The sequence below is a fragment of the Bremerella cremea genome (assembly GCF_003335505.1).
In the GTDB taxonomy this organism is placed as follows: domain Bacteria; phylum Planctomycetota; class Planctomycetia; order Pirellulales; family Pirellulaceae; genus Bremerella; species Bremerella cremea_A.
This window is the reverse complement of record NZ_QPEX01000045.1, coordinates 488,438-512,016: the sequence shown is the minus strand read 5'-3', so window position 1 is coordinate 512,016 and position 23,579 is coordinate 488,438. Positions and strand designations below refer to the sequence as shown.

Here is a 23,579-nt window from a genome sequence, read left to right as displayed (position 1 = left end):
CTTTCGCGAACTTGCCTCGCCGGAACTCGATCGTTCGCCGTTTAAGCGAACTCGAGGTCGTAGCCTTTTTCCCGGCGACGCAAAGAGGCATAATTGGTCGTTTGAAAATCAACACCCAGGGAGCAGTGCATGGCGGCCTCCACCTTTGAGCCGGAAGTTCTTCTTTATACCGATGGAGCGTGCAGCGGTAATCCTGGCCCTGGCGGCTGGGCGTTTATCTTGCGCCATCCTGGCACCGGCAAAGAAATGGAGAAATCAGGCGGCGAGAAGGTAACCACCAACAATCGCATGGAACTGATGGCGGTGATTCAAGGTATGCAAACGCTAACCCGCCCCTGCAATATCGAACTGTTCACCGATAGCGTTTACGTGGGGAAGGGGATCTCAGAGTGGATGCCCAAATGGAAGAAAAACAATTGGCGACGCAAGGAAGGAACCCAGTGGAAGCCAGTTAAGAACGACGATTTGTGGCGGCAATTGGATGAACAACTAGAAAAGCATCGCGTAAAATACACGCGGGTTGCCGGGCATAGCGGCCATCCCGAGAATGACCGCTGCGACGAATTGGCGGTCGCCGCGTATCAACCTTATCGATAAGCCGGGCGATTACTTGGTGAGGACTCGATGCCAGATAGCCGCGATACGACACCGCTGGAACGTCTGCGGACGCCAGTTCAATTCTTAAAAGGAGTCGGGCCGCAGCGTGCTGAGAAGCTGGCTCGGCTGCAGCTTTATACCGCGCTCGATCTCATCTTCTTCTTTCCCCGCGATTACCAAGACCTTCGCGAGTTAGTCGCCGTTGAAGATCTCATCGAAGACGAGCCCGCTTCGATTTCTGGGGTTGTCGAACAAGTCGACTTTCGCGGAACCGGGCCTGGGCGATCGATACTGGGGGTACTGGTTCGCGACAATCAGGCCTACCTCCGCGCTATCTGGTTCAATCAGCCGTTCCTGCGAAAACGGTTTCATGAGGGACAGCATGTCGTGGTTTCCGGCAAACCACGTTTCGAGGGGAACCGCTGGGAAATGACGCACCCGGTGGTCGACATCATGGAGATGGGCGAAGTCCCCGAAGGAGGCAAAGTACTTCCCGTTTATCCGTTGACGGAAGGGATCCGCCAAGGGGTGATGCGAAAGATGGTCCACGCCGCACTGGATGCTTTCAGCAGCGACCTGGAAGAAGTCTTGCCAGAATCGTTTCTGCAGCAGCACGAACTGCTGACCGTTCATGACGCGCTAAACAAAATCCATCGGCCTCCAGCACGCGAAGATGCTGAAGCGGCACGCAAACGGTTTATCTATCAGGAATTGCTTGTCCTGCAGTTGGCCATGTCGCTGCGGAAGCATCAACTGAACGAACGTCGTAGCGCGATTCCCATTCCTGTCGATTTTCGTGTGGATGAACGAATTCGCCGGCTGCTGCCGTTCGAATTGACCGAGGACCAGAATCAAGCCATCCACGAAATCAGCCACGACCTGGGACGCACGATTCCGATGAATCGCTTGCTGCAAGGAGACGTGGGAACCGGCAAGACGATGGTTTCCGTCTATGCCATGCTGGCCGCTGTCGCCGCGAAATCTCAGGCCGCCCTGATGGCCCCGACCGAAGTGTTGGCCAAGCAGCACGCCCGCACGCTCACCAAACTGCTGAGCCATGCTAAGGTGCGCATTGGCGTGTTGACCGGATCGTTGACCGATAAAGAGCGACAAAAGCTGCTGGCAGAAGTAGCGGCGGGGGAGATCGATTTATTGATCGGCACCCAGGCCATCATTGCCACAGAGATTACTTTCAAACGCCTGGGCTTGGTGATTATCGACGAGCAGCACAAGTTTGGCGTGCGGCAACGGGCCGCCCTGCGTAGCGCCGGAAGTGATCCCCATTACTTGGTGATGACCGCCACGCCAATTCCCCGAACCGTGGCGCTGGGGATGTTTGGCGATCTCGATCTTTCCACCATTCGTAAGGCACCGCCTGGGCGGCAGGCGGTCAATACCTACATCGCTGACGAAGAGCAGCGAGCCAAGTGGTGGGACTTTTTTCGCAAGAAGCTACGTGAAGGGCGACAAGGATATGTCATCGCGCCGCTGGTCGACGAAACGCAGCGAGAGGATACGCTGGGGGGGGTCGAGCAGTTGTTGGAACATTTGGCCAACGGCGAACTTGAGGCTTTTCGTTTGGCCATGCTGCACGGGCGGATGCCACCAGCGGAGAAAGATGCTGTGATGCAGCGGTTCGCCCGGCACGAGATCGACGTGCTGATTGCCACCACCGTGGTCGAAGTGGGGGTCGATGTGCCCAACGCCGTGCTGATGACGATCGAAAGTGGCGAACGCTTCGGCTTGGCTCAATTGCATCAATTGCGTGGCCGAATTAGCCGTGGCAAGCATCCTGGCTATCTGTGTGTCTTTGCCAACCCAGCGACCGATTCCTCGAAGGAACGTTTGCAGGCGTTCGCCGGTACAACCGATGGCTTTGAGTTGGCCGAAGTCGATTTTCAGCTGCGCGGCCCTGGCGATTTGTTCGGCTGGAAACAGCACGGCATGCCTCCGCTACGAATCGCTGACCTGCAGCGAGACGGCGACCTGTTAGCCAAGGCCCGCCAAGATGCTTTTTCGATCACCGATACGGACCCCAATCTGGCCGGAGCCAAGTGGGAAAAGCTGCGGCGGATGGTGATGATCCGCTATGGCAAGTCGTTGGATATCGGGGACTTGGGTTAGCAGCCTTTTCTGCTAATACACAGGCGAACCTTTTAGCCTCAGATGTGTCACCAAAGGGTTGCTTCTGCCCCACTTCTGGTACCGAAAGGATTCGAACGTGATCCGAGCCTACCACGAACAAGATCTGAATGACCTATTGGATATTTGGTGGGAGGCATCCGTCATTGCCCACCCTTTTCTCACGGAAGAGTTTCTCACGCAGGAGCGGGAGAACATTCCCAATATCTATTTGCCGATCGCGGAAACGTGGGTATACGAAAAACAGGGGAAGGTGGTTGGTTTTATTGCTTTGCTCGGAAACGAGGTTGGTGCGATTTTTGTTCATCCCGACCATCAAAAAGTGGGTATTGGGCGATCACTCATGGATAAAGCTGTAGCGCTGCGGGGTATGGTCGAATTAGAGGTTTTCGTGGACAACCCGAACGGACGAGCATTCTACGAGCACTACGGCTTTGTGATGCTGGAACAGAAACACCACGAGGCAACCCAGCAGCAGGTTTTGCGTCTACGCTTTAATGGCCGGGACACAAATTCCAACTAGCGGAAAAGTACGCCGCTTGGCAAATGGTTGGTGCTAAGTCGAGCAATTAACGTCGTCCCAATCGGCGTTCTGGTGGCGGATGAGCCAGTTCAACGCGTGGCGGCGTTCTGAAATCACGCCGATATCAAGACCAGCAGGGGTTGGCTCGCCTTTCAACGACGGCTGGCGGGCGATCCAGTGGAGACGAAAGTAGCGATCAGCCTGATCTAAGATCTCAGTGGTCGGGCGAAGCTTTGCTTCCGCAATCATCGCCGCTCGATCGCGGTTAAGGATGTCTCCGGCTACCTGGGTGACATCGCAAATCGTATTGGGAAATTGAAGTTCGTCGAAATGCCCTAGAGCCCACTGCAAGACGTACAAGCATTCGTACCGCCAAGCATGGTTGATTACCGACTGCTGATCGGGAGATTCTGCTTCCATGAAAGCCTTCTCTACCGGCGTGAACGAACCGAAGGCTTGAGGAAGGCGTTGTCGAATTTCTGAAACCGGAAGAGGTTCATCCGAAGCTAAAGATTCCGCCCGGACGGCAACCGCCATCAAAGCAAGCGCCCGGCGAGCGACCTCGTCGGCAGGTCGCAGGTCGACTTCGCTTTCGGCAATTACTGGCGGTAAACCCTCGTACGGATGAAGGGCCAGTTCGCCGAGTTCGGTAGTGATGCGTTCTTTTCGCTGAAGGGCTTCTTCCGTGTAGGGGACCTCCGCATCGTCGTCGTAGCTACCATCGGTGTGCGAGACAAGCAGCTTGCCGGTCGGATCGCAGACGTTGAAGTCTTGCATCAAGAGCACGGCGTTGGCTGCCCGTGCCCAGTTGCCAAGCTTGTCGAAGTGCTCGGGATAGATTTCCAGGCTGTATTGGTTCTGCACCCGTTCGAGATGCTGGATCACATGATACAGCGTTTCGGTCATTTCACGTTGGCCACCTTGGCAAACGAAGCCGATGAACTCTTGCAGGTGCGTCGCCAACTTCGGGTCATGGTGATTGCGGTGGCTGAGCAGTTGGTGAGGGAATTCTAGGGGAGGCGGATTGCGGCGTGTGCAGTAGGCATTGACCAGCGTGGGCGTGGAACTCATGCAGTGAATCTTTGCTTGGAGCGAGAGTGAGCTGAGATGATAAACCAGTCTGCTCGGGCAAATGAAACAAACGCAGGCTCAAATCGATTCCGCGTGTAGCAATGCCGCACGACTTTCATAGGCTGTTACCTGAAGATTGCCGTACTGTGAGCAATATCCGCCCGACATAAGAAAGCCGCTGAACATGACTTTCCTTTGTTGGGCGAGTGCTTTTAGCGTAGTGAGAATACCAGCGGAATGCAATCGTTGCGGCTAGTTCATCACTTCAACCGGTTCGCCGGTGGTCCATTCCGACATGTTCTGCGGATCGCGGATCACGCGGTTGTAGACGGTGTCGCGTTCGACCGGTTCGCGGCCAGCTTCTTCGATCAAGCGGCGGATGTCATCCACCGACATAACCTCAGGCGTGGTGGCGCCGGCATCGTGGTAGATCAACTCGTGCCGCACGGTACCGTCGATGTCGTCGGCTCCGTACGAGAGGGCCGTTTGAGCCGTGCCCAAACCGAGCATGATCCAGTACGCTTTGATGTGCTGGAAGTTGTCGAGCATCAATCGCGAAACGGCCATCGTTCGCAGGTCCATCAAACCGGAAGGCTTCTTCAGTTTTTTGAGTTCGGCCAGTTCGGTGTTATCAGGGTGGAAGGCCAGTGGGATGAACGTTTGAAAACCGCCGGTCACGTCTTGTGTTTCGCGCAGACGGATTAAGTGGTCGATGCGGTGGTAAGCGTTTTCAATGTGCCCGTACAGCATGGTGGCGTTGGTCTTGATGCCCATCTCGTGCGCGGTGCGATGGATCTCGTGCCACTTGCCGGTGTCGGCCTTGTGTTCGCAAATCTGGTCGCGGACTTCGCGGTGGAAGATTTCGGCACCGCCACCTGGCATGCTGCCCAGACCAGCGTCTTGCAGTTCCTGCAGCACTTCGCGAACCGACTTCTTGGTAAGGAACTCGAACCAGTTGATCTCGACGGCGGTCCAGGCCTTGAGGTGCAACTTGGGGTACGTGTCGTGCAGAATCCGGACCATGTTCACGTACCAGTCGAACTTCTTCTGGTGGTGCAAACCACCGACAATGTGCATCTCGGTACAGCCGTTGTCGATCGCTTCCTGGCCGCGGGCCAAGATCTGCTCGTCGCTCATCACATAGCCACGTGGGTCCCTCAGGTCGGCCCGAAATGCGCAGAAGTTACAGCGATAGACGCAGATGTTGGTGGGGTTTAAGTGCGTATTGATGTTGTAATACGCAAAGTTGCCGTTCTTCCGCTCGCGGACCAAGTTGGCCAACTCGGCGACTTCGTTCAGCGGGACATCGTCGTTGTAGAGAAAAACCCCTTCGTCCAGGTTCAAACGTTCGCCGTTCTCGACCTTCTTACCGATGGTATCCAACGTGATTTTGTCTGCTCGAATCATTTCAGGTCGCTTGGTCCAGTGATGGTGAAAGAACGGTTTGCCGTTTGAGTGAACCGCACAGTTCGGGCGATCGATAACTATTATGGTCGCTGTTTGGCCCTTTCCCTGCAAGGCGGGTCAATTCCAAAGCAGGTCGATGCTGGTAAAAACCAGCACTCCCACGCCAATGATGGTGTTCACATGAAAAAATGCCAGATTGACCTTCGAAAGATCCGAGGGACGCACGAGGGCGTGTTCGTACAAAAGTAACCCAGCCACGGCAGCGAGGCCCAGCCAGTAAATAATGCCCAAAAGTGGGGCAGTGAAGGGGAGTAGCGCAAATGCAAGCACGGCCAAAAGATGGCTTACGGCGGCAATTCGCAGGGCTCCTTGAATGCCATATTTCGCAGGAATACTGCGCAGTTTGGCGTCGCGATCGAACTCGGCGTCTTGGCAGGCATAAATGATGTCGAAGCCGGCCACCCAAAACAGCACACCCAAGCCCAGCATCACCGCTGGCAAAATATCGGACGGATGCCGCAGGACGACTTCGCCACGAATGGCCACCCACGCACAAATGGGGGCCAGCATTAACGAGAGGCCGAGCCAATAGTGGGCCAGCGAGGTAAACCGTTTGGTGTAACTGTACCCGCACAAAAATGCCAGCACTGGGACCGAACAAGCCAGCGGCAACCAGTTGGGCCAAAATAGAAGTGTCGAGGCGATAAAGCCAACGCTGCACGCCAGCGTGAAGAACGCCACACTAGCCACAGAAAGGATGCCTGCGGGAAGATGCCGCGTCGCTGTCCGAGGGTTCTCGGCGTCGATTTTGCGATCGACCAGTCGGTTAAAAGCCATCGCCGCGCTGCGAGCAAAGACCATGCACAACACAATGCCTAGCCCTGCTTGCCAGGTTAGCGCAACCTTTTCCCCGTCGGGTGCCGGCAACCGCCAAGCCATGATAGTGGCCAGCAACGCGAACGGCATCGCAAACACCGTATGGCTGAAACGGATCATCTCTAGAATGTGGCGAATACGCTCAGGCATCGTCTCCCCAGCGGTGCATCAAGGCATGTGGAATGTCGAGTTGGTCGAGAATTCTGGCGACCATAAAGTCAATCAAGTCGTCCAGCGATTCCACGCCGTGATACCAGCCAGGCATCGCCGGCATGACTACGGCCCCGGCTTGGGCAGCTTTCTTTAGGTTGTCGATATAGCCGAGCGAAAGAGGCGTTTCGCGGGGAACTAAGATCAATTTACGGCGTTCTTTTAAATGAACTTCTGCCGCACGTTGAATTAAATTGCTGCAGGTTCCGTTGACGATTCCCGCTAGTGTTCCGCCAGAGCAGGGGCAAACGACCATCCCCGCCGAGAGAGCTGAGCCGCTGGCCATGGGGGACATAAAATCGGTGAAGTGAAAGTAACGAAACAAGCCTGGTTCTTGCGGCTGATTCAATTCCACTGATTTCGCCAAAGCGACATCGCTTGCAGAAACCTTTTGAGGAACGAGCGACCAGGGATCGAAGTTATCGAGTTCTAGCCGAATACCGAGCTCCTGTTGAAAAACGGTTTGGCCTGAAGTGCTGATCGACAACTGGATGTCGTAACCGCAATGGTGCAGCACACTAAGCAATCGCCGCGCATAAACGGCTCCGCTGGCACCGGTGATCGCCACGACAATCGGCAAGCTCATTTGGTCCCCACGTACAAAGTGGCCACGCCAAATGTGAACGGTTTGTAGAAGACTTCTTTGAGGCCAGCTTGTCGCATCCGTTCGGCCAAAGCTTCGCCATGAGGAAACTCGCCCACGCTATCGGGCAGATATTTGTAGGCATCTTGTTTGTTCTTGGCCAACGCCTGACCAACTCGTGGCAAGATGTTCTTAAAGTAGAACTGGTAAATCCCGCGGAACGGTTGCCAGCGCGGCTGCGAGAATTCGAGCACGGCTACCTTGCCGCCGGGCCGACAAACACGAGTCATCTCTTTCAATCCGACATCGGTATCAGCAACGTTACGCAGGCCAAAAGCGACCGAGACAATTTGAAACTGATCGTCTTCGAACGGGAGCTGCTGCGTGTCTGCCTCTTGAAATCGCACCTGCCCGTTGATGCCCAGCTTTTGCTTTTTGACTTCTCCAACCTCAAGCATCTCAGGGCAGAAGTCGGTGGCTTCGATTTTGACTTTTCCCTGTCCTGCTTTGTAGTAAGCCAACGCCAAGTCTCCGGTCCCGGTGCAAACATCGAGAATCGGGCTATCCCCAGTTGGAGGGACGATTTTGACCGTTCGCCACCGCCAATATTTGTCGATATTCATCGACAACAGGTGGTTCATGCGGTCGTAGCTGCCCGCAATCTCGGAGAACATCTGCCGAACTCGGGTTCCCGATTTGTCGATCGCCATGCGTTTTTGGCCTAAGTAATGGCTAATTTCCTAGAAGCAAGTCTCTTCCCGCAATCAGGAGGGCCGATTACGGAAGTCGTTTCCCTAGCAAGACTTCTGAATTGAGGCTTCCGCAGATTGGTTCCAACTTGAGCAGCCGGTTGAATATTGCGGTTTGGCTACGTTATTGAGAGTGGCCCGATTGCTGTGTTGCGACTTTCTCCGACGTATCTCGTTAAAAATGCCAGCGGATTCACGCTTTGCCCGCGCCCCAGTCTCAATAACTCGCTATCGAAGCAGAAAATCAACCGCCTGCTAGGAGTTCAAGCCGTTTAATTTACCGAAAAAGGGGCCCGTAGGTAACACGGCCACGGCAGAGAGAGCCGTTTCGGGTGAAAGGCGTTGCGCCCAGCCCATCTACGATTGTCGCGCAGCCGTTTGAACTCTATAATTGTGCGTTTCGCAGCACAACAGGGGAACGGACCGGCGCAGGGCTCGTCCGCGAACTTGCCTCGGAGTAAAGAACGATGAAAGAAAACATCCATCCAAAATACCAGGAAACCGTCGTTAAGTGCGGTTGTGGCAACTCGTTTTCGACGCGTAGTACCCGGAAGGAAATCGTGGTCGACGTATGTAACGTTTGCCATCCGTTCTACTCCGGTAAGGAACGCTTCTTAGACTCGGGTGGTCGTATCGAGAAGTTTAAGAACAAGTTTGCAGGCAACTACGCTAGCCTGGCTAAGAAAAAGAAGAAGTAGCTTCTTTCAATTCGAAATTCGTCGGCACGCGAGAATCCTCGACATGGGGACTCGCGTGTTTTCGTAGATTCCCGCAATCGGTCTGTTTAACGATTTGTCACCGCAGACCCCTCTCAGGACAGCTCTACCCATGCGCGAGATTCTGGAAGAAAAACTTTCTCGCTTCGAGTTCCTCGAAAAGCAAATGAGCGACCCGGACGTGTTGTCCAACTCGACCATGATGGCTAACGTTGCCCGCGAGCATGGTTCGTTGGCCCGGCTTGCAGGGCGCTATCGCCAGTTCAAGCAGATTGTGGGCGAGATTGAAGACGCACGCGAGATGATCGACGGAGACGACGCTGAGATGGCCGAGTTGGCCGAAGCTGATCTGGTGGATCTGAAGGGGAAACGTGAGAAGATTTGGCGTGAGCTGTTGGATATGACCATCGGCGGGGAAGACGCCAACCGTGATAAAATCGTCTTGGAAATCCGAGGCGGCACCGGCGGCGACGAAGCCGCGTTATTCGCACGCGACCTGTACGAAATGTACAAACGTTTTGCTGAAAGCAAAAAGTGGAAGTACGAAGTCATGGAATCGAATCCAACCGAACTGGGTGGATTCAAGGAAGTGATCATTTCGGTACACGGCGAAGGCGTCTACCGAGAAATGCAGTATGAAAGTGGCGGGCATCGCGTGCAGCGTGTTCCCGATACGGAAACCAAAGGACGCGTGCACACCTCGGCGGCAACCGTTGCGGTCATGGCCGAGCCGGAAGAAGTGGAGTTCGACCTAAGCCCTGACAGCTACACGGTGGAACGATATGCCGCGAGTTCCGGCCCCGGTGGTCAGCACGTGAATAAGACTGCATCGGCGGTGCGACTGATTCACCAGGAAACCGGCGTGATTGTGCAATGCTGTGAAGAGCGAAGTCAGCATAAAAATCTCGACCGAGCGTTGCGTCTTTTGAAGACGAAGCTGTACGAAGCTCAACGCGAGAAGGAAGCCAAAGAGCGAGCCGACGAGCGAAAGAGCTTGGTCGGTTCAGGCGACCGAAGTCAGCGGATTCGGACGTATAACTTCCCCGAAAACCGGCTCAGCGACCATCGGATCAATCTCACGCTCTACAAACTCGACCAGATCATGGCCGGAAATTTACAGCCCGTGATCGACGCCCTGATTGACCACGATCGTGAACAACTTCGCGGTTCAATGGGAGACCTCGACTAAGCCCGAGGTTTCTTCACCTTTCGCGCACTTCCCCCTGAAGAGATCAAAGAGTCCGCATGTCGACCGCCGAACCATGGACGATTGGCCGTTTGTTGAACTGGACGACGGAGTACCTGGAATCAAAAGGAAGCGACGAGGCGCGGCTTGAATCGCAGTTGTTGCTGTGCCATGCAATCGGTTGCCAGAAGATTCAGCTTTACACCCGGTTTGAAGAGACGGTCGACGACGACAAGCGAACGAAATTTCGCGAGTTGGTCAAGCAACGTGCCGCCGGAACGCCGGTCGCCTATCTGTTAGGGACGCGCGAGTTCTATTCGATGGAATTCGCTGTCACACCGGATGTACTGATTCCTCGTCCAGAAACCGAGCATTTGGTGATCGAAGCACTCGATCGCCTCAAGGCCCGAGGCAGTGAAGGGACGCTGCGATTGCTGGAACTGGGAACGGGCAGCGGCATTATCGCCGTGACGGTGGCTAAGCATGCGAAGAATGTGACCTGCTTGGCTACGGATATCAGTGCGAAAGCTTTGCAGGTTGCCCAGAAGAATGCCGAGAAGCACGGAGTGAGCGAACGAATCGAGTTCGCGCTAGGCGATCTATTTGAAGCCGTGCCGCAGGGGGAAACGTTTGACATTATTGTCAGTAACCCACCTTACGTGGCAGAATCGGAGCGAGCGATGATGGATCCGCAAGTGATCGCTCACGAGCCGCACGTGGCGTTATTTGCCGCCGAGGATGGAACCGCCATCCTCCGCAGAATCTTGGAGAAGGGGGCCGACCATCTCAAGCCGGGCGGTTGGTTGCTTTTGGAATTCAGCCCAATGATTGCGACGCGAGTCGCCAAGATCGCCGAGCAACTAGGGAGCTACCAGCAGATTTCCATCGGCAAGGATCTTGCACGGCACGATCGCTATCTTGTCGCGCAGAAGGGCGAATAACGGTGCCTATTCGCCAATGCGAATGACACGAGGACGAACTGGGTACTCAGGGGGATCGATCGCCTGGGGACCATGCCCTTCGTCGATGAAAGTGCGGTTGCGCCCATTCTTTTTGGCGGTTCGTAAAGCCGTCGTTACCCGTGTCATTAATTTGGCAACGGTATCGTCCGGTTTAACCTCCGCAACGCCGGCGCTGGCGAGAAGATCGATTTCTTCTCCATCGTATTGGAAGCTGGTCGCTTGAATCGATTGCCGGATGCGTTCAATCGAGCTTGTGGCACCACGAGGCCCGACGTCACCAAAGAACAAGATGAAGCGTTGCCCTTCCAGTCGCATAGGGAACTCGAAGCCGCGATCGCTGCGCATGATATCGCCAATAAATCCACCAAGGGCAGCAATCACTTCATCTCCGACTTCCGTACTGAGACGTTCGTTGATCTTGCGGAAGCCATCGACATCGATGAGGCCAATACTGAGAGCACGTTCGCGCCGAATGTCATCTCGCCACCATTCGAAAAGCTGGCACTCGAACCCGGTACGGTTTCTTAGACCGGTGACTGAATCCATTTTCATTTTCTTATCAACCGTGTCCAACCGTTTCTCGGCCCGCAATACCGTAACGATGGTCTCGGTCATTTTGTCACGTAGGTCATGCGCTAAGTCGATCAGGCGACCGATCTCCAAGACCAACTTGCGACAAACGTCGTTCAGGCTGTCGGTAAAGTCCAACTGCTGCAAATTGCTGAGGGTCGTTTCGATTTGGGCGGTCTGATCGAAAAGGGTATCACAAAGCCGACGCCCAATATCCGAATACGCACCGAGCCCTTCTGTGCTTCCGTCTAAATGCTGCGATGCTTCAGCTTGTTTGTCGAGCCAATCGAGGTTGAGGGCATCCAGGTCGTCCGCGATCTCTTGCAAGACTTGCTCAGTCGGTTGGTACCAGGCTTCGCGAAGGCGATTTTCAATCGCTATTAGCTTGGTGCGATAGCGCCCAATCTCTAAACGCAGGACTTGGGCAGTCGCTTCGACCAGTCCGTTGGACTCAATGGCTTCATTTTCCAGCACGGCCAAATATTCGTACGGAATGACTTCTTCCGGTACGACGAGCTTATTGTGGGGATGGTCGCGGGTGGGGGGGATTTCGATAGGATCTTCGTTGGAAATTTCGCCAAGAAATAAGTCTGCTTGTTCAATCGTAATGACTGCCGGCTGATGTTGAACAAGCTGACGTACGCGTACCGCCGCGCAGAACCCTACAAGTAGATTTGCGGCAATGGAAAGTAAGAGATAAAGAATCATTCAACGGTCCCGACTGTAAGCGCGGCATATGCCATCCGTCCAGAAGGCAGATCACTCAAGCCTAGACTACGATTCCTGGCTGTCGGAAAAGAGGGTCGGAAAAAACAGGCGGGTTATGCCGATGATTCCGGTTCCATTGCCAATTCCCCCCGAAAGACCCGTCGACCAAATGGGTTGGGACTAGCAACAACGGGCTCATTCGTTTCGGTCTGTTGAAACGTTTTCGCCAAGCGGAAGATGTTTCCGTCTAGCTGGTCTGCCCAATAGACCAAGTTGGCTTCCCAGGTCATCGGCTGCTTGGGGCTGCCATGCTCAGGCGTCCCTTGGTGACTAACGATCAGATGTTCCAGACGAACGAGCCACGGAGCGTCGATTGCCAGCTCTTTGGCTGTGTCTCGCACGATATCTCGCCCCAGGGCAATGTGCCCGACTAGTTCGCCTGCGGTGGTGTAGGCCGTGTTGCCGGCGTCGGCATCAAGTTCGTGGAGCTTACCAATGTCATGCAACAAGGCTCCGGCGATGGCAAGCTGCTGGGTTAAAGGGTCGCGGAGCGAAGCATGTTGTCCTCGATAGGTGTCGATCAGGTAGAGAACATTGCGGGTGACGCTATAGACGTGTTCAAGATAACCTCCGGCGTAGGCGTGATGGTGATGGATCGCTCCAGGGAGCGACTCCAAGCGTTGCCGATTTTGCTCGAAAATGGTGGTGACCAGCGTGCGAAGTTCTGGGGTGGTGATCTCGCGGTCGACCAGATCGAGAAGATAGTCGAACATCTCGCTAGAATCGTTTTCTGCCGTCGGTTGGCAGAGCAGAGGATCGAAGCCTGATTCGGTGTCGGCTTCTTCAACGACACGGATACGCAGGATCTCGATCTTGGCGCCGTAGGCCGTTTCCTGGAAGGTGCCGCGAATCTTGTAGAAGTGCCCCACTTTCCATTCGTCGCGGCAAGCTAATTCGTGCGACGATCCTTCCCAAATTGCGGAGGAAGCGTTGCGACGGTTGTCGCGAAACTCGACCGCGAAGAAAGGACGCCCTTGCCGAGTGGTGCCTGGGACCTTCTTACATAACTGAGCGAAGAAGTCGGCCGATTGTCCATGCTGAAGTTCAGAAAGTTGCTTGACGTTCGCCATCTCAGAGATTTTCCAGGTCATTCCGCAGATGCATTCTGGTATCCATCATAAGTGGGGATGAGGCGGAACGCTAGGAAAATTACTTCGGCGAATAGAGCTGAGATTCGGCTTTCAGTTCGTTCAATTTTGCTTGGAGACGCTGCTTTAGTTCGTCCATCAGCGGGTCTTCGTCCCCTTTAGGACGTCGCTCGTGAGAAACGAGGATCGGTGTGTCGACATCGATGATGACATGCAGCGAGCCATGGATGGTGGTGGTGTCTTTAAGGTCTTCTTCGTAACGCTCGACCGTTTCCAGCAAGCGGTCTACGCTGGGGTAGTCTCGCAAGTAGTTAGGGATGTAACACGAAATCTGCTGGGCGACGTAAATATCTTCCAGCTGCATCCAGCGGCGTTCTCGTTCCTCTGCGGATAGCTTGCCGGTGATCATGTCCGGAAGAATGCGCGAGCGAAGGGCTTTGATCCTGGGCAAGACACTGCCTGACGACTCTTCTTTCAGCCACTCTTTTTCCAGTGGCTGGAGGATCGCGTTGATCAAATCTGCTGTGCGAAGCGAAAGTTCAATGCCTGACTTGGCCTTGCCAGCGTAACGGATTTCTTCGAGGGCAAGTAAGCCTTCTCCCATGCGTTCGACACGTTCCAGTAGAGAAAGCTCTTCCGAGGTTCGCCAGCCTAGGCGGTGTTCGATTTCGTGTAGGACGGGAAGAACGGCTGCGTCGATATCGCCACGAAAGACATACTTAATCCCAATGGGGTGAATGACCGTATCACCAAGACCTTCTTTCGCGCGACGTTTAGCAGCCGAGCGAGCGACGAAAGCGACTCCATCGAGAAGTTCGTGCAAGTGATCGTTGGTCCGTGTGGTGGAACCTTCCGAGAAAACAACCAGCGGGCGTTTGGCTTCGACCATGGCATCGATTGCCGTAGCGAGCGACTTGCGATCGATCCCTTCACGAAAGATACTGAATCCGCCCATCAAACGAATCGCCCAGGCCTTGAACCATCCCTGGTTGAAGAGATGCCAACTCGCCATAGAGTAGAGATGGCAATCTACTTCCCGGGCCAGAAAACCAAGAACCAAGGGATCGGAAATGCGGCTGTGGTTGGGCGCCAGTAGAATCCCATGGCCCGCATCCAGCGATTTTTTGAGGCGGTCGCTGTGGCGGACTTCGTGCGAAGTAATCCCTTCAAACCGCTTTAGGTAGCGTCCATAAAGGTTAAAACGCTGGATAAAGTCGGGCCAGCGCGTTCCACGATGCGGAGGAACAAATCGATAGGGCTTTTCAATGATGATCTTCTGCATAGGATCGCGGGAGCCTTGCGATTCATCGCACGGGAACGCTAGTCGGCGAAACCTTGGGGGTGCGACTGATGCCAACGCCAAGCTGTTTCAATCGTTTCGCGTACATCCAAGTACTTCGGTTGCCAATCGAGAATTTTACGGGCCAGCGACGGATTGGCTACCAGGGCAGGCGGGTCTCCTGCCCTGCGTGGACTAAGCTCGGTCGGAATTTCGTGCCCTGTCACTTCGCGACAGGCCTCAACAATTTCTTGCACGCTGCTTCCTCGCCCTGTGCCCAGATTTAGCTGCAGGGAGTTTTCCGGCGTAATTTTTTCCATGGCCAGAAGGTGGGCGTCGGCTAGGTCATCGACATGGATATAGTCGCGGACGCATGTGCCATCCTCGGTGGGGTAGTCGGTACCGAAAATACTGATTGCTTTTCGCTGGCCCAAAGCGACTTGCAAAACGACCGGAATCAGGTGCGATTCGGGCGTGTGGTCTTCGCCAATATCGCCTTGGGGGGAAGCCCCAGCTGCGTTGAAATAGCGAAGCGCTGCGTAAGCGATTCCATAAGCCTGTGAGTAGTCTTGCAACGCATGCTCGATCGCTAGTTTTGAGAAACCATACGGATTGATCGGAGCTTGGGGAAAGGTCTCGTCAATGGGTGACGACGCAGGAATACCATACGTGGCACAAGTGCTGGAAAACACAATCCGTCCGACATCGGCTGCCCGCATGGCATCGAGCAGGCTGATGGTTCCGCAAATGTTGTTGTTGTAATAGATCGAAGGATTGGTAACCGACTCGCCCACTTGGGCAAACGCCGCAAAGTGGATCACCGCTTCAATCTTGTTTTCTAGTAGGGTAGCCGTCAATTTGTCGCGGTCGATCAAATCCTCCACGACAAGGGGTATTTTCCCGGCGGCGCTGCGATGTCCGTACAAGAGGTTATCGAAAATCACTACCTCGTGCCCTGCTGCGGCCAATTTGCGAGCCGTATGCGAACCGATGTAGCCTGCTCCTCCGGTGACTAGTACACGCATTTTCCGAAAACCTCGATACCTTTTGATGGACGGTGCGGAGAGTACGGCGGATCGACATACCCACCGTTTGGCGAGCGGCTTGCTGAGTGAGAGTTCGGATTTTGACCCATTACGCCCTTAGGATCAATACGATCGGAATCTTCCTTGGATTGTTCGAACGGGCCACGTATCCTGTCGAAGAAAGAGAGTAAGCCACGATCTCATACTGCAAAAAATAGCTCGGGTTTTCAATGAAGCGGAAATTGAAATTAAAACTCAAACGACCGCTGCCACAACCGCAAGGGGAACGAATCGAGCGGCTGATTGCTTCGTTGGTTACTTACCTGACGACGGAGTGTCATCTTTCTAAAAATACCATCCAAGCTTATTCGCGAGATCTACAACGTTTTCGGACATGGGTCGGTAATAAAAATCCGAAAGATTTGACGATCATCGAGCTTTCGGATTATGTGGCTTGGTTACACGATCAGCAATTGGCCCCGGCTTCAATCGCCAGGCATATCATCTCCCTTAAGGTTTTCTTTCGCTACTTGCAATTGGAAGGTGTGCTGGAAGAAAATCTCGTTGAACTGCTAGGCTGTCAAAAGCTGTGGCAGAAGATTCCTTCTGTTATTCCACCTTATCAGATCGATGACTTCCTGACGGCACCGTGGAGCGAAGATCCTTATTGGCGACGCGATCGCGCGATCTTGGAAGTGCTGTACGCGTGTGGTTGCCGAGCTTCGGAAATTGCAGGCCTCAAGGCGAATGACGTTCACCTGGGTGAGGGGTATTGTCGTCTCCATGGTAAGGGAGATAAGCAGCGCCTGGTTCCGCTTGGTGAAAAAGCCATCTCGGCGTGCCGCGATTACTGCGAAAAAGAGCGACCCAAGTTGGCAGCGCGAGGTCCAGAGACGCCTGAGTTCTTTTTGACTCGAACCGGGCGAGCATTGCGGCGGGAAGCAATTTGGGAGATGGTAAAAAAGTATGCTTTACGAGCAGGCATCGCCCCAGATGTTAGTCCGCATACATTACGCCATAGCTTCGCCACGCATCTGTTAGCTGGTGGAGCGGATCTGCGCCAGGTGCAAGAATTGTTGGGGCATGCCAGTATTGCCACGACCCAAATCTACACGCACGTCGATCAGTCGCGTTTAAAGAAAGTTCACGCCACGTTTCATCCTCGCGCGTGAACTATTGATGTCTGCGCCGGTAATCCAACATAGCAACGGGCCGATTTGGCACGAAGCCGGGGCTTCCGTTGGTCGCCCCTCTTGGATTAGTGGCGCAGACCTCAATAATTGGTTTTGAGAATGCATGCAGCAGTTTAGCTGCCGCTTCCAGAGCCTGGGGCGAACTTGATCTTTTCGATCAGCTTCTGGACTTCGCCTGTCTTGGGATCAATCCGACCGGTAACCGCCGTGATGGCTTGGATTACGTAGTTGTAATGCAGTTGGTAGTCGGCATCGATTTCGATTTCGGACTCTTCCTGCGTGGTGCTGGGGCCATCGTTGACACCCACTTGTTCGACAATGGCATCTTGCAGCTTACGGAACTTTTCCTGCACGCTCCCTTCAAAAGGGGGCAGGTTGTTCAGTGAGACCGATTGCAGGTTCCCACTTGGTCCAGCTCGTAGCGAAAGCGTCAGCGCGATTTGCGTGGTACTGGGCGAGCCCTGAGCGGCTTGCGGCATGTTGATGTTAAAGTCCCCTTCCATCGCGACGATTTTGAACGTCATGATGAAGAAGACGAGAAGCTGAAACACGATGTCGATCATCGGCGTCATCGGGACTTCAACTTTTTCTCGTCCGTGGACTTCGTTCTTGCGAAGTTTCATGAATTCAAACCGTTGCCTTAGTAGGGGACTTTTTCTTTCGCCTTCAAGGAGAACTTCTCGAAGCCGACATCCTGACAAAGCTTGATTAGGTCTTGGACTTTCCCCGTTTCCACACGAGCGTCCCCACGAATGATCACGGTGACGGTCTGGGCGGCTCCGCCTTTGCCCGCGTTTAATTCGTCGGCAATCTGTTTTTCCACAATCAACGAAGGGCGGATCGATTCCGGCGTGTACTTCTTGCCATCGAAAAAGACGTTGCCGTCCTGAAAAACTTGCAAAGTTAATGCATTTTCGAAGGGGACTTCAGGCGGTTTCGCCAGTTCGCTTTCAGGAAGTTTGATGTCCTTGTTCTGATCGGCTTGCGTAAAGTTGATCAACACCATAAAGAAGGCGATCAACTGAAACGTCATGTCGATCATCGGGGTCATGTCCCCTTCCTGAACCTCCCGTCGGTACTTCTTGATCTTCATGTCGTACTAAGTCTTTTTGCGAAAGAGATCGGGCGGAGGAAACAGGCACTACTTACGCACGTTTTCAAAGCGGCTCATCAGCCCTTCGCTGGTAATCCCAACTTCCAAGGCCAGGCGATCGACGCGATTGCGGAGGATGTTGTAGGCGGCGATTGCCGGAATGGCCAACGCCAGACCGACCAACGTGGTAAACAGAGCGGTCGAAATACCTTCAGCCAGCTTCGAGGCTTCCGGCGTCGAACCGCTGATGGCGATAACGCTAAACGCTCGGATCATCCCGTCCACCGTACCGAATAGTCCGATCATCGGGCTGAGCGTGCCGATCAAGGCCAGATAGCTGAGGCGGTGATCGAGTTTCATGTTCTCTTCTTCGCCCACTTCCTGCATCGCTTCAATGGCCTTGTCGTAGCCACTGGAGACCTTTTCGAGGCCAGCCGAGAGAACCTTACCGAGGAATGACTCATCTTCCTTAGCCATGTCGTAAGCCTCTTGCACTTGGTTCTCGTCCAGGCACGCCTCGAAGCTTTCGACCAACGCCAGGGGAACCACGTTTTCGCGGCGGGCGTTCATGATGTTCATGACCAGAAGCGCCACAAATATCACCGAGATCAACAAGAAGATCCAAAAGTAATAGGTCAGTGCTTTGTAGGTCCAGGCCAGAACGGAAAGCCGTTCTTTCGGGGTGTCTTCTTTTTGGGCGTCCGCTGCGCCGCCAGCGTCATCAGCTGGGGCATCGGCAGCCGGCGCTTCAGCGGCCGGTTCGGCGTCGGCGGCATCTTGGGCTGTAGCCGTCTGGGTCGTCAGGAAGATACCCAACACTAAGGCAACCAGGGCCAGGCAGAAGGGAAGGGAATACTCGTGGGATCGACGCAACATAGGGATCTCCAAGCGATGCGAATATCTGAGCTAAGACCTGGATTGGTTGGGAATAGACGAGTTTTTCACTCGCGGCTTGCTAAACAATAGGTCACAAGGGCGAGTAGATTTCGGGATAAATCAAACGGAAAAACTTGTATTTTAGTTGGCGTGATTCACCCCGAGAAGCACTTCTAGGGTGAGTTGGCCGCTGTTTTCTGGCGAACTCACCCTCTTAATCGTAACTCGACGGGCCAATTATTGCCGATTGGACCAAACGCTGCCTGGATATTGATTGATTAGCAGGTTTCTGGCTGAAGTTGCTTCATCGGGAGAGTTGACCTCCTTCCAAAGATTGCTCAGGTGGTATAACGCTTCGGCATGAATTTCTGGATCTCGATAGAACAAGATGTCTGTATGAAGGTAGGCCAGCAGGGCTTCTTTGGGCTGGCTCTGTTTCATGTAGCACTGACCAAGGGCATTGTAAGCACGCCCGAATAGTTCTTTGTCTTGCGGATCGGCGTTCTCGATCACCTTTTGGGCCAGCGTAACCCCCTCGTCAGCTTTGCCTGTCAGGGCTAATGCTTGGGCCTTGCCAACCGAAGCAAAGCTTTTTTGGCGGACCGCTCCGGCAACGGAAGCATCGGACTTAAGCACCTGGTCAAATTTCTTAATGGCTGCGTCTGCTTTGTCTTGAGCCAGTAGCGCACGGCCTTCGAGCACATTGCCGGACATCTTCATATCGGGCCAGGGGGCCTTCGACAACGCACCGTAATATTTGGTGGCAGCGTCGTAGTTGCCGGTGCTTACGGCCAGGTCTCCCAACATGCGGGCGACTTCGTAAAAGTGATAACTGCCAGAAGACTGGCTGGCAAAGTCAAGCAAAGCTTTGGCAGCGGTTGCCTTGTCTGCCGAGCCGGCCAAGGCGAGTTTGCCCAGCGAATAAGCACGCAGAAAAGCGATCTCTTGATTGACGAGCTCGTTCTTGCTTTGCTCTCCCTTGAGCTTCTCAATGGCATCCGCATATTGGCCAGATTCGACGTTGCTGCGGGCCGACTTTACGGGGAAAGATTCTTCATCGAGTAGAACTTCAACCACTTCATTGGTCGGGATCTCTACGACCGTTCCACCTTTGCTCAGCTTGATCACGTCGGCGGTCGTGCCAACGATGGTGCCTGACTGTGGAGTACCAGTCGTGGTGCGAACCGTGTCGGCCAGTAGTGGGCCGCCAGCGACCAGAGTCGCGACGGTGGCCAGAAATAGGTACTGACGCATATTGAGTGCTCCTCGAATAAATCGATCGTTCTGTGATAAGTTTGGGGTGGCCTAACGCGAGCGGTGCTTGTTATTTCTTTTCCAAGCCCTGGGGGGTTCCGGTTAGGTCCTTTTGAATCTTTTTCATCAATGCATCGAACTTCGACCACATCGGTTCGCCACCCAATCCGGGATCGAACAACTGAGTCGAAGTGATGTCCTTGGCAGCCATGCCCAAGTATTGCTTCTTTTTATCTTCGCTGTCTTGGGCCAAGGCGTATTGGTAACGGCATGCGGCCAGATAATAGCGGGATTCGTAGAAGACATCTTTGTACGGCGACGGTTCGGCTCCTCGTTTCGCGTAACGAGCCAAGATCGCTTGCAAACGCCCCCATCCCCAGATGGTATTTTTCTTCGTCTTGGGATCGGGGTGGGTTCCCATCATCGCCTGATAGAACGTTTTGGAGTCACCCCCGTTAAGGCCCCACAAGTAGTAGGTCTTCGCGGCTTCGACTTGCACGTTCACGATCATATTGTTTTGTTCCAAGATATTAGCGAACGTCGTTAATGCTTCTTCATATTGCCCCGTCTCGCGCTGCGCCATGGCAATGCGGACTCGCACTTGTTGCAGCAAGGCTGGGTTAACATCGTCGCTGGAATTCTTGTCTAAGATGCGCTGATAGGCGGCGATCGCTTTCTTGTAGAAATTGCTGGCATCACCTTTATAACTAGGATCTTCCGAGAAGCTTTGTCCCACGTTATAGAACGTTTCCCCGACCCAGTTGAGCACGTTCGGTTCGCTGCTGGTTTGGGCTAAGCGGTCCAGGAATTTCTCGAAGGCCGCCCCGAGCGATTCTTTCTGGGAAGGCTCGGCGTTGTCTAGCTGTTGCTTAAGATCGGTTGCCAGTGATATGTAAATCGCAATCAGCTCTTTCTGGCTTTTGGCATCATCGCCGGCCAGGTTTTGCAGTTCCCCCATGGCCTTCTCGGCATTGGCCATCATCGTTTCGGTTTGGGCCGGATCTTTGGTGGTCGAAAGTGCTGAGATATACGTCCGCACGGCCGCTCGATAGATGAACTGCTTAACGCCGGGGACATTGGCGGCTTTATTGTTGGCTTCAACTAAGCTGAGTAAACCAAGCTTAGGCTCTTCTAATAGAGCAACCGCTTTTTGGGCCTCGCCAGTATCGGTGTAGATTTGGGCCAATGAGATCGCCGCAAGGACGTAGGTGTAGTCAGCGTCGTTCCCTTTAAATTGGTTGACTCCGGCAGTGAGGATCGATTCCGCTTTTTGCTTTAGCGCTGCGAGTTCCTTGTCGTCGGGCAGACCTTGCGTAGCGTTGTCCTTTCCCGCAGCACGTTTTAAGGCTTTGCCACGGTTAAACAAGCTCCAATACATTTGGCCAATCTTCAATTGCGCATCTGCTTTGGCAGAATTGCCATCGGCCATTTTGGTGACGATGTTTTCGGCGTCGCCGATCAATGTTTTCTGCTGTTGCCAAGGGAGGTCGGCAGCTGAAGCTTGTTGCAGTTGCAAGCCGACTAACGCAAGTTGAGCTTGGCCAGCTTCTTCGGAATTCGGCCATTGCTTGGCAACAAAGTCGGTCACGCGTTTAACCAGGGAAAGCTCGAAAGAGCGTTGATCCGCTGGGGCACTTTCAAATAGGCGATAAGCACTCTTCAGCGACACTATGCTGCATGCCTGAGCACTTGAACTATTGGGATAGTGCTCTGCAATGAACGAAGCCCGTGCGAATGTTTGCCAGTATTGGCCTTCTTGGAAGGATAGATACGAGAGGTGGTATTGCACGTTGTTGATTTCGTCGCGCGGGGTATCCCGATCGGCCAACCGCATCGCTTGTTGAAAGAACAACTTGGCTTGGGCGAAATCGTCTTGAACCGTTTTCTCTTCGGTTTCAATTTTGCTGGTAAGCTCTTGCTTGGTCGCATCGTCGGAGGCGGCTGCCAAGTCTTTTTGCAGCTTAGCGATCACGATTTGTTGTTGCGTATTTGCTTTGGTGAGCAACTCTCGTCCAGCGATAACGGCTTCCTGAAAGGTCTTCGGCTCCGGCGTGTTCTGAGCGACCGTCTCTGCGCCTTGCAACTCGATCTTTATTTCAATCGCCTTCTTTTTGTATTCGTTTGGATACTTGGCGATTTCGGTTGCCAGTTTCAAGGCTGCACGACGGTAGGTGGCATACGATTTATCTTTGGGACCAAGGGCTGCGGCATCGGCTAAATATGCTTGGGCAACAAGATAACGAAGTTCCAGCCATTCTTCGTCGCGGAGATCGTTAGGACGAAGTTGTTGCGCCTCGAGCCAGGGAGCGAGTTCGTTGACAACCTTAGGGGCTGCTTCCTGCTTGAGCCAAATATTCGCCAGCCCGATTGCTGCTTTCAATTTCACCCGACGCATCCGCTCGGGTTGATCTTCAAGCAGTTTAAAAAGGTCGTCCTGGTAGATGGAGATCGCTTCTTTGTCTTTGCCCAAAGCTTGCTGGGCTTGAGCTTCGTATAAACGAGCGTATAAGCCCGCTAAGAAGTCCTTGTATTTGCTGTAGGTTTCACCGAATTCTTTGGCGGCCTGTTCGAGCTGTTTTTTGCGTTCTTCGCTCTTTTCGTCAAGTGTCTTGGCCGACTCTAGGAGGCAGGTCGCGGCCAGCATTTGTGTTTGGATGTAAGAGGCACGCATCTCGTCACGGAAAGCAATCTTGGCACCATCTTTGGTCGGATCGAGAACTTTGCCGAGCTTAGATAGCGTGTCACGAATTTGCGTGTTAGCAGCTTCGTAGATCTTGCGGGCCTCGGCGTATTTGTCGCGTGCTTCTTTCAGGAAAGGAGCTTTCGCCGCAGCGGAATCTTCTTTCCGTGCCAGGGCTTGGGCGACGCGAGCTTGGCTGGAAAGCACAGTGCCGCGTTCGATGGTCGCATCAATCGCGCGATCGTTTTTGGGGTGTTGCTTGAGAAATTCGGCCAAGTTGTTTGAGGCATCCTCTAGCATTGCTCCGCGCTGCTGGAGATTAGCGATATAACGCGACGCTTCAATTTGGGCCTGAGCTTTCCGATACAAAAGCGTATTCTTGATCTCGTTTGGTAGTGTCGGATTATTTGAAACCGAATCGACGTACCAGATCGCTTGCTCGTAGTAACCACGCTGCAGTAACCCATCGAAAAACTCGTTGAAGGGTTCCTCGGCGCGTACAAAAGGCGCGGCGGCCAGAAGCAGGCCAAGAGAGATCAATGATTGTTTGAAAATCCGCATCGATATACATCCTCGTAAGACAAGGCGAATCTTCTACCCGTACCCGCTCAAAAAAAAGACTTCCCTGTATAAATCGCCGCCTGAAGTCAAACGCAATGGAAAGGGAATAAGCTTAAATTTAGGCATCCAAGACAACCGGCGCGGTTCGTCGTCGGGTTCGTCGGTGATGC

At 53.8% G+C, this 23,579-nt stretch carries 21 protein-coding genes; 7 read left to right on the top strand and 14 right to left on the bottom strand.

What is annotated here, in order from left to right:
- The first annotated feature begins 129 nt into the window (after positions 1-129).
- The 3 genes from rnhA to DTL42_RS22920 all read left to right on the top strand — a co-directional run bounded on the left by rnhA (position 130) and on the right by DTL42_RS22920 (position 3,262).
- The gene (gene rnhA, locus DTL42_RS22930; RefSeq protein ID WP_114372591.1) at positions 130-597 is read left to right on the top strand and encodes a ribonuclease HI; all 468 of its coding nucleotides are present in this window, start codon (positions 130-132) and stop codon (positions 595-597) included.
- A 27-nt stretch (positions 598-624) separates the two neighbouring features.
- Complete coding sequence (gene recG, locus DTL42_RS22925) at positions 625-2,721, top strand: ATP-dependent DNA helicase RecG (protein ID WP_114372588.1); 2,097 nt, start codon at positions 625-627, stop codon at positions 2,719-2,721.
- Between the two features lie 97 nt (positions 2,722-2,818).
- Entirely contained in the window at positions 2,819-3,262 is a 444-nt protein-coding gene (locus tag DTL42_RS22920) for a GNAT family N-acetyltransferase (RefSeq protein WP_114372586.1), read from the top strand.
- 33 nt (positions 3,263-3,295) lie between these two features.
- On the opposite strand, the gene DTL42_RS22915 is transcribed toward DTL42_RS22920, so the two are convergent.
- The 5 genes from DTL42_RS22915 to ubiE all read right to left on the bottom strand — a co-directional run bounded on the left by DTL42_RS22915 (position 3,296) and on the right by ubiE (position 8,119).
- On the bottom strand, positions 3,296-4,333 hold the full coding sequence (locus tag DTL42_RS22915) for a DUF4272 domain-containing protein (protein ID WP_114372584.1): 1,038 nt from the start codon (positions 4,331-4,333) through the stop codon (positions 3,296-3,298).
- A gap of 252 nt (positions 4,334-4,585) precedes the next feature.
- Positions 4,586-5,740, bottom strand: coding sequence for an aminofutalosine synthase MqnE (gene mqnE / locus DTL42_RS22910; protein WP_114372581.1), 1,155 nt, complete (start codon positions 5,738-5,740; stop codon positions 4,586-4,588).
- A gap of 117 nt (positions 5,741-5,857) precedes the next feature.
- Positions 5,858-6,766, bottom strand: a complete 909-nt coding sequence (locus tag DTL42_RS22905; RefSeq protein ID WP_114372579.1) for a UbiA-like polyprenyltransferase — start codon at positions 6,764-6,766, stop codon at positions 5,858-5,860.
- Positions 6,759-7,412, bottom strand: coding sequence for a UbiX family flavin prenyltransferase (locus DTL42_RS22900; protein ID WP_114372577.1), 654 nt, complete (start codon positions 7,410-7,412; stop codon positions 6,759-6,761). The genes DTL42_RS22905 and DTL42_RS22900 overlap by 8 nt, the downstream gene beginning before the upstream one ends.
- A complete protein-coding gene (gene ubiE / locus DTL42_RS22895) occupies positions 7,409-8,119 on the bottom strand; it encodes a bifunctional demethylmenaquinone methyltransferase/2-methoxy-6-polyprenyl-1,4-benzoquinol methylase UbiE (protein WP_114372575.1) in 711 nt (236 codons plus the stop codon). The genes DTL42_RS22900 and ubiE overlap by 4 nt, the downstream gene beginning before the upstream one ends.
- Before the next feature lie 506 nt (positions 8,120-8,625).
- Between ubiE and rpmE the strand changes: the two genes are divergently transcribed.
- The 3 genes from rpmE to prmC all read left to right on the top strand — a co-directional run bounded on the left by rpmE (position 8,626) and on the right by prmC (position 11,001).
- Positions 8,626-8,856, top strand: a complete 231-nt coding sequence (gene rpmE, locus DTL42_RS22890) for a 50S ribosomal protein L31 (protein WP_114372573.1) — start codon at positions 8,626-8,628, stop codon at positions 8,854-8,856.
- A gap of 130 nt (positions 8,857-8,986) precedes the next feature.
- Positions 8,987-10,063, top strand: a complete 1,077-nt coding sequence (gene prfA, locus DTL42_RS22885; protein WP_114372571.1) for a peptide chain release factor 1 — start codon at positions 8,987-8,989, stop codon at positions 10,061-10,063.
- A 56-nt stretch (positions 10,064-10,119) separates the two neighbouring features.
- Positions 10,120-11,001: a peptide chain release factor N(5)-glutamine methyltransferase gene (gene prmC / locus DTL42_RS22880; protein ID WP_114372568.1), complete on the top strand. Its 882-nt coding sequence runs from the start codon at positions 10,120-10,122 to the stop codon at positions 10,999-11,001.
- A gap of 6 nt (positions 11,002-11,007) precedes the next feature.
- Here the strand turns inward: prmC and DTL42_RS22875 are convergent, their stop codons facing one another.
- From DTL42_RS22875 to galE, 4 genes are all read right to left on the bottom strand, one after another.
- Complete coding sequence (locus DTL42_RS22875; RefSeq protein WP_114372564.1) at positions 11,008-12,300, bottom strand: sensor domain-containing diguanylate cyclase; 1,293 nt, start codon at positions 12,298-12,300, stop codon at positions 11,008-11,010.
- Between the two features lie 113 nt (positions 12,301-12,413).
- Positions 12,414-13,451: a 3'-5' exoribonuclease YhaM family protein gene (locus DTL42_RS22870; RefSeq protein WP_114372562.1), complete on the bottom strand. Its 1,038-nt coding sequence runs from the start codon at positions 13,449-13,451 to the stop codon at positions 12,414-12,416.
- Positions 13,452-13,509: 58 nt separating this feature from the next.
- Positions 13,510-14,730 (bottom strand): 1-acyl-sn-glycerol-3-phosphate acyltransferase, encoded by a 1,221-nt coding sequence (locus tag DTL42_RS22865; protein ID WP_114372560.1) that lies wholly within the window; start codon positions 14,728-14,730, stop codon positions 13,510-13,512.
- Positions 14,731-14,768: 38 nt separating this feature from the next.
- Positions 14,769-15,752, bottom strand: coding sequence for a UDP-glucose 4-epimerase GalE (gene galE / locus DTL42_RS22860; RefSeq protein WP_114372558.1), 984 nt, complete (start codon positions 15,750-15,752; stop codon positions 14,769-14,771).
- A gap of 242 nt (positions 15,753-15,994) precedes the next feature.
- Here galE and xerD point away from each other — a divergent pair, with 242 nt between their 5' ends.
- Complete coding sequence (gene xerD / locus DTL42_RS22855) at positions 15,995-16,924, top strand: site-specific tyrosine recombinase XerD (protein ID WP_234824324.1); 930 nt, start codon at positions 15,995-15,997, stop codon at positions 16,922-16,924.
- A gap of 134 nt (positions 16,925-17,058) precedes the next feature.
- Here xerD and DTL42_RS22850 read toward each other — a convergent pair whose 3' ends face one another.
- From DTL42_RS22850 to DTL42_RS22830, 5 genes are all read right to left on the bottom strand, one after another.
- Positions 17,059-17,568 carry an ExbD/TolR family protein gene (locus tag DTL42_RS22850; RefSeq protein WP_114372554.1) on the bottom strand — a complete coding sequence of 170 codons (510 nt, stop codon included), beginning with the start codon at positions 17,566-17,568 and terminating at the stop codon, positions 17,059-17,061.
- A 17-nt stretch (positions 17,569-17,585) separates the two neighbouring features.
- Positions 17,586-18,038, bottom strand: coding sequence for an ExbD/TolR family protein (locus DTL42_RS22845; RefSeq protein WP_114372552.1), 453 nt, complete (start codon positions 18,036-18,038; stop codon positions 17,586-17,588).
- Positions 18,039-18,086: 48 nt separating this feature from the next.
- The gene (locus tag DTL42_RS22840) at positions 18,087-18,914 is read right to left on the bottom strand and encodes a MotA/TolQ/ExbB proton channel family protein (RefSeq protein ID WP_114372549.1); all 828 of its coding nucleotides are present in this window, start codon (positions 18,912-18,914) and stop codon (positions 18,087-18,089) included.
- A 237-nt stretch (positions 18,915-19,151) separates the two neighbouring features.
- Positions 19,152-20,168, bottom strand: a complete 1,017-nt coding sequence (locus DTL42_RS22835) for a tetratricopeptide repeat protein (protein ID WP_114372547.1) — start codon at positions 20,166-20,168, stop codon at positions 19,152-19,154.
- Between the two features lie 70 nt (positions 20,169-20,238).
- On the bottom strand, positions 20,239-23,409 hold the full coding sequence (locus tag DTL42_RS22830) for a hypothetical protein (RefSeq protein WP_114372545.1): 3,171 nt from the start codon (positions 23,407-23,409) through the stop codon (positions 20,239-20,241).
- Positions 23,410-23,579 lie beyond the last annotated feature (170 nt).

What these genes read in the sequence shown, in the direction of transcription:
- ubiE (WP_114372575.1), bottom strand. Translation starts at nt 8,119, where the DNA reads ATGGCGATCGACAAATCGGGAACCCGAGTTCGGCAGATGTTCTCCGAG.
- DTL42_RS22840 (WP_114372549.1), bottom strand. Translation starts at nt 18,914, where the DNA reads ATGTTGCGTCGATCCCACGAGTATTCCCTTCCCTTCTGCCTGGCCCTG.
- rpmE (WP_114372573.1), top strand. Translation starts at nt 8,626, where the DNA reads ATGAAAGAAAACATCCATCCAAAATACCAGGAAACCGTCGTTAAGTGC.
- DTL42_RS22900 (WP_114372577.1), bottom strand. Translation starts at nt 7,412, where the DNA reads ATGAGCTTGCCGATTGTCGTGGCGATCACCGGTGCCAGCGGAGCCGTT.
- galE (WP_114372558.1), bottom strand. Translation starts at nt 15,752, where the DNA reads ATGCGTGTACTAGTCACCGGAGGAGCAGGCTACATCGGTTCGCATACG.
- mqnE (WP_114372581.1), bottom strand. Translation starts at nt 5,740, where the DNA reads ATGATTCGAGCAGACAAAATCACGTTGGATACCATCGGTAAGAAGGTC.
- DTL42_RS22850 (WP_114372554.1), bottom strand. Translation starts at nt 17,568, where the DNA reads ATGAAACTTCGCAAGAACGAAGTCCACGGACGAGAAAAAGTTGAAGTC.
- rnhA (WP_114372591.1), top strand. Translation starts at nt 130, where the DNA reads ATGGCGGCCTCCACCTTTGAGCCGGAAGTTCTTCTTTATACCGATGGA.
- DTL42_RS22870 (WP_114372562.1), bottom strand. Translation starts at nt 13,451, where the DNA reads ATGACCTGGAAAATCTCTGAGATGGCGAACGTCAAGCAACTTTCTGAA.
- DTL42_RS22835 (WP_114372547.1), bottom strand. Translation starts at nt 20,168, where the DNA reads ATGCGTCAGTACCTATTTCTGGCCACCGTCGCGACTCTGGTCGCTGGC.
- DTL42_RS22865 (WP_114372560.1), bottom strand. Translation starts at nt 14,730, where the DNA reads ATGCAGAAGATCATCATTGAAAAGCCCTATCGATTTGTTCCTCCGCAT.
- recG (WP_114372588.1), top strand. Translation starts at nt 625, where the DNA reads ATGCCAGATAGCCGCGATACGACACCGCTGGAACGTCTGCGGACGCCA.
- prmC (WP_114372568.1), top strand. Translation starts at nt 10,120, where the DNA reads ATGTCGACCGCCGAACCATGGACGATTGGCCGTTTGTTGAACTGGACG.
- DTL42_RS22845 (WP_114372552.1), bottom strand. Translation starts at nt 18,038, where the DNA reads ATGAAGATCAAGAAGTACCGACGGGAGGTTCAGGAAGGGGACATGACC.
- DTL42_RS22875 (WP_114372564.1), bottom strand. Translation starts at nt 12,300, where the DNA reads ATGATTCTTTATCTCTTACTTTCCATTGCCGCAAATCTACTTGTAGGG.
- DTL42_RS22915 (WP_114372584.1), bottom strand. Translation starts at nt 4,333, where the DNA reads ATGAGTTCCACGCCCACGCTGGTCAATGCCTACTGCACACGCCGCAAT.
- DTL42_RS22830 (WP_114372545.1), bottom strand. Translation starts at nt 23,409, where the DNA reads ATGCGGATTTTCAAACAATCATTGATCTCTCTTGGCCTGCTTCTGGCC.
- prfA (WP_114372571.1), top strand. Translation starts at nt 8,987, where the DNA reads ATGCGCGAGATTCTGGAAGAAAAACTTTCTCGCTTCGAGTTCCTCGAA.
- DTL42_RS22905 (WP_114372579.1), bottom strand. Translation starts at nt 6,766, where the DNA reads ATGCCTGAGCGTATTCGCCACATTCTAGAGATGATCCGTTTCAGCCAT.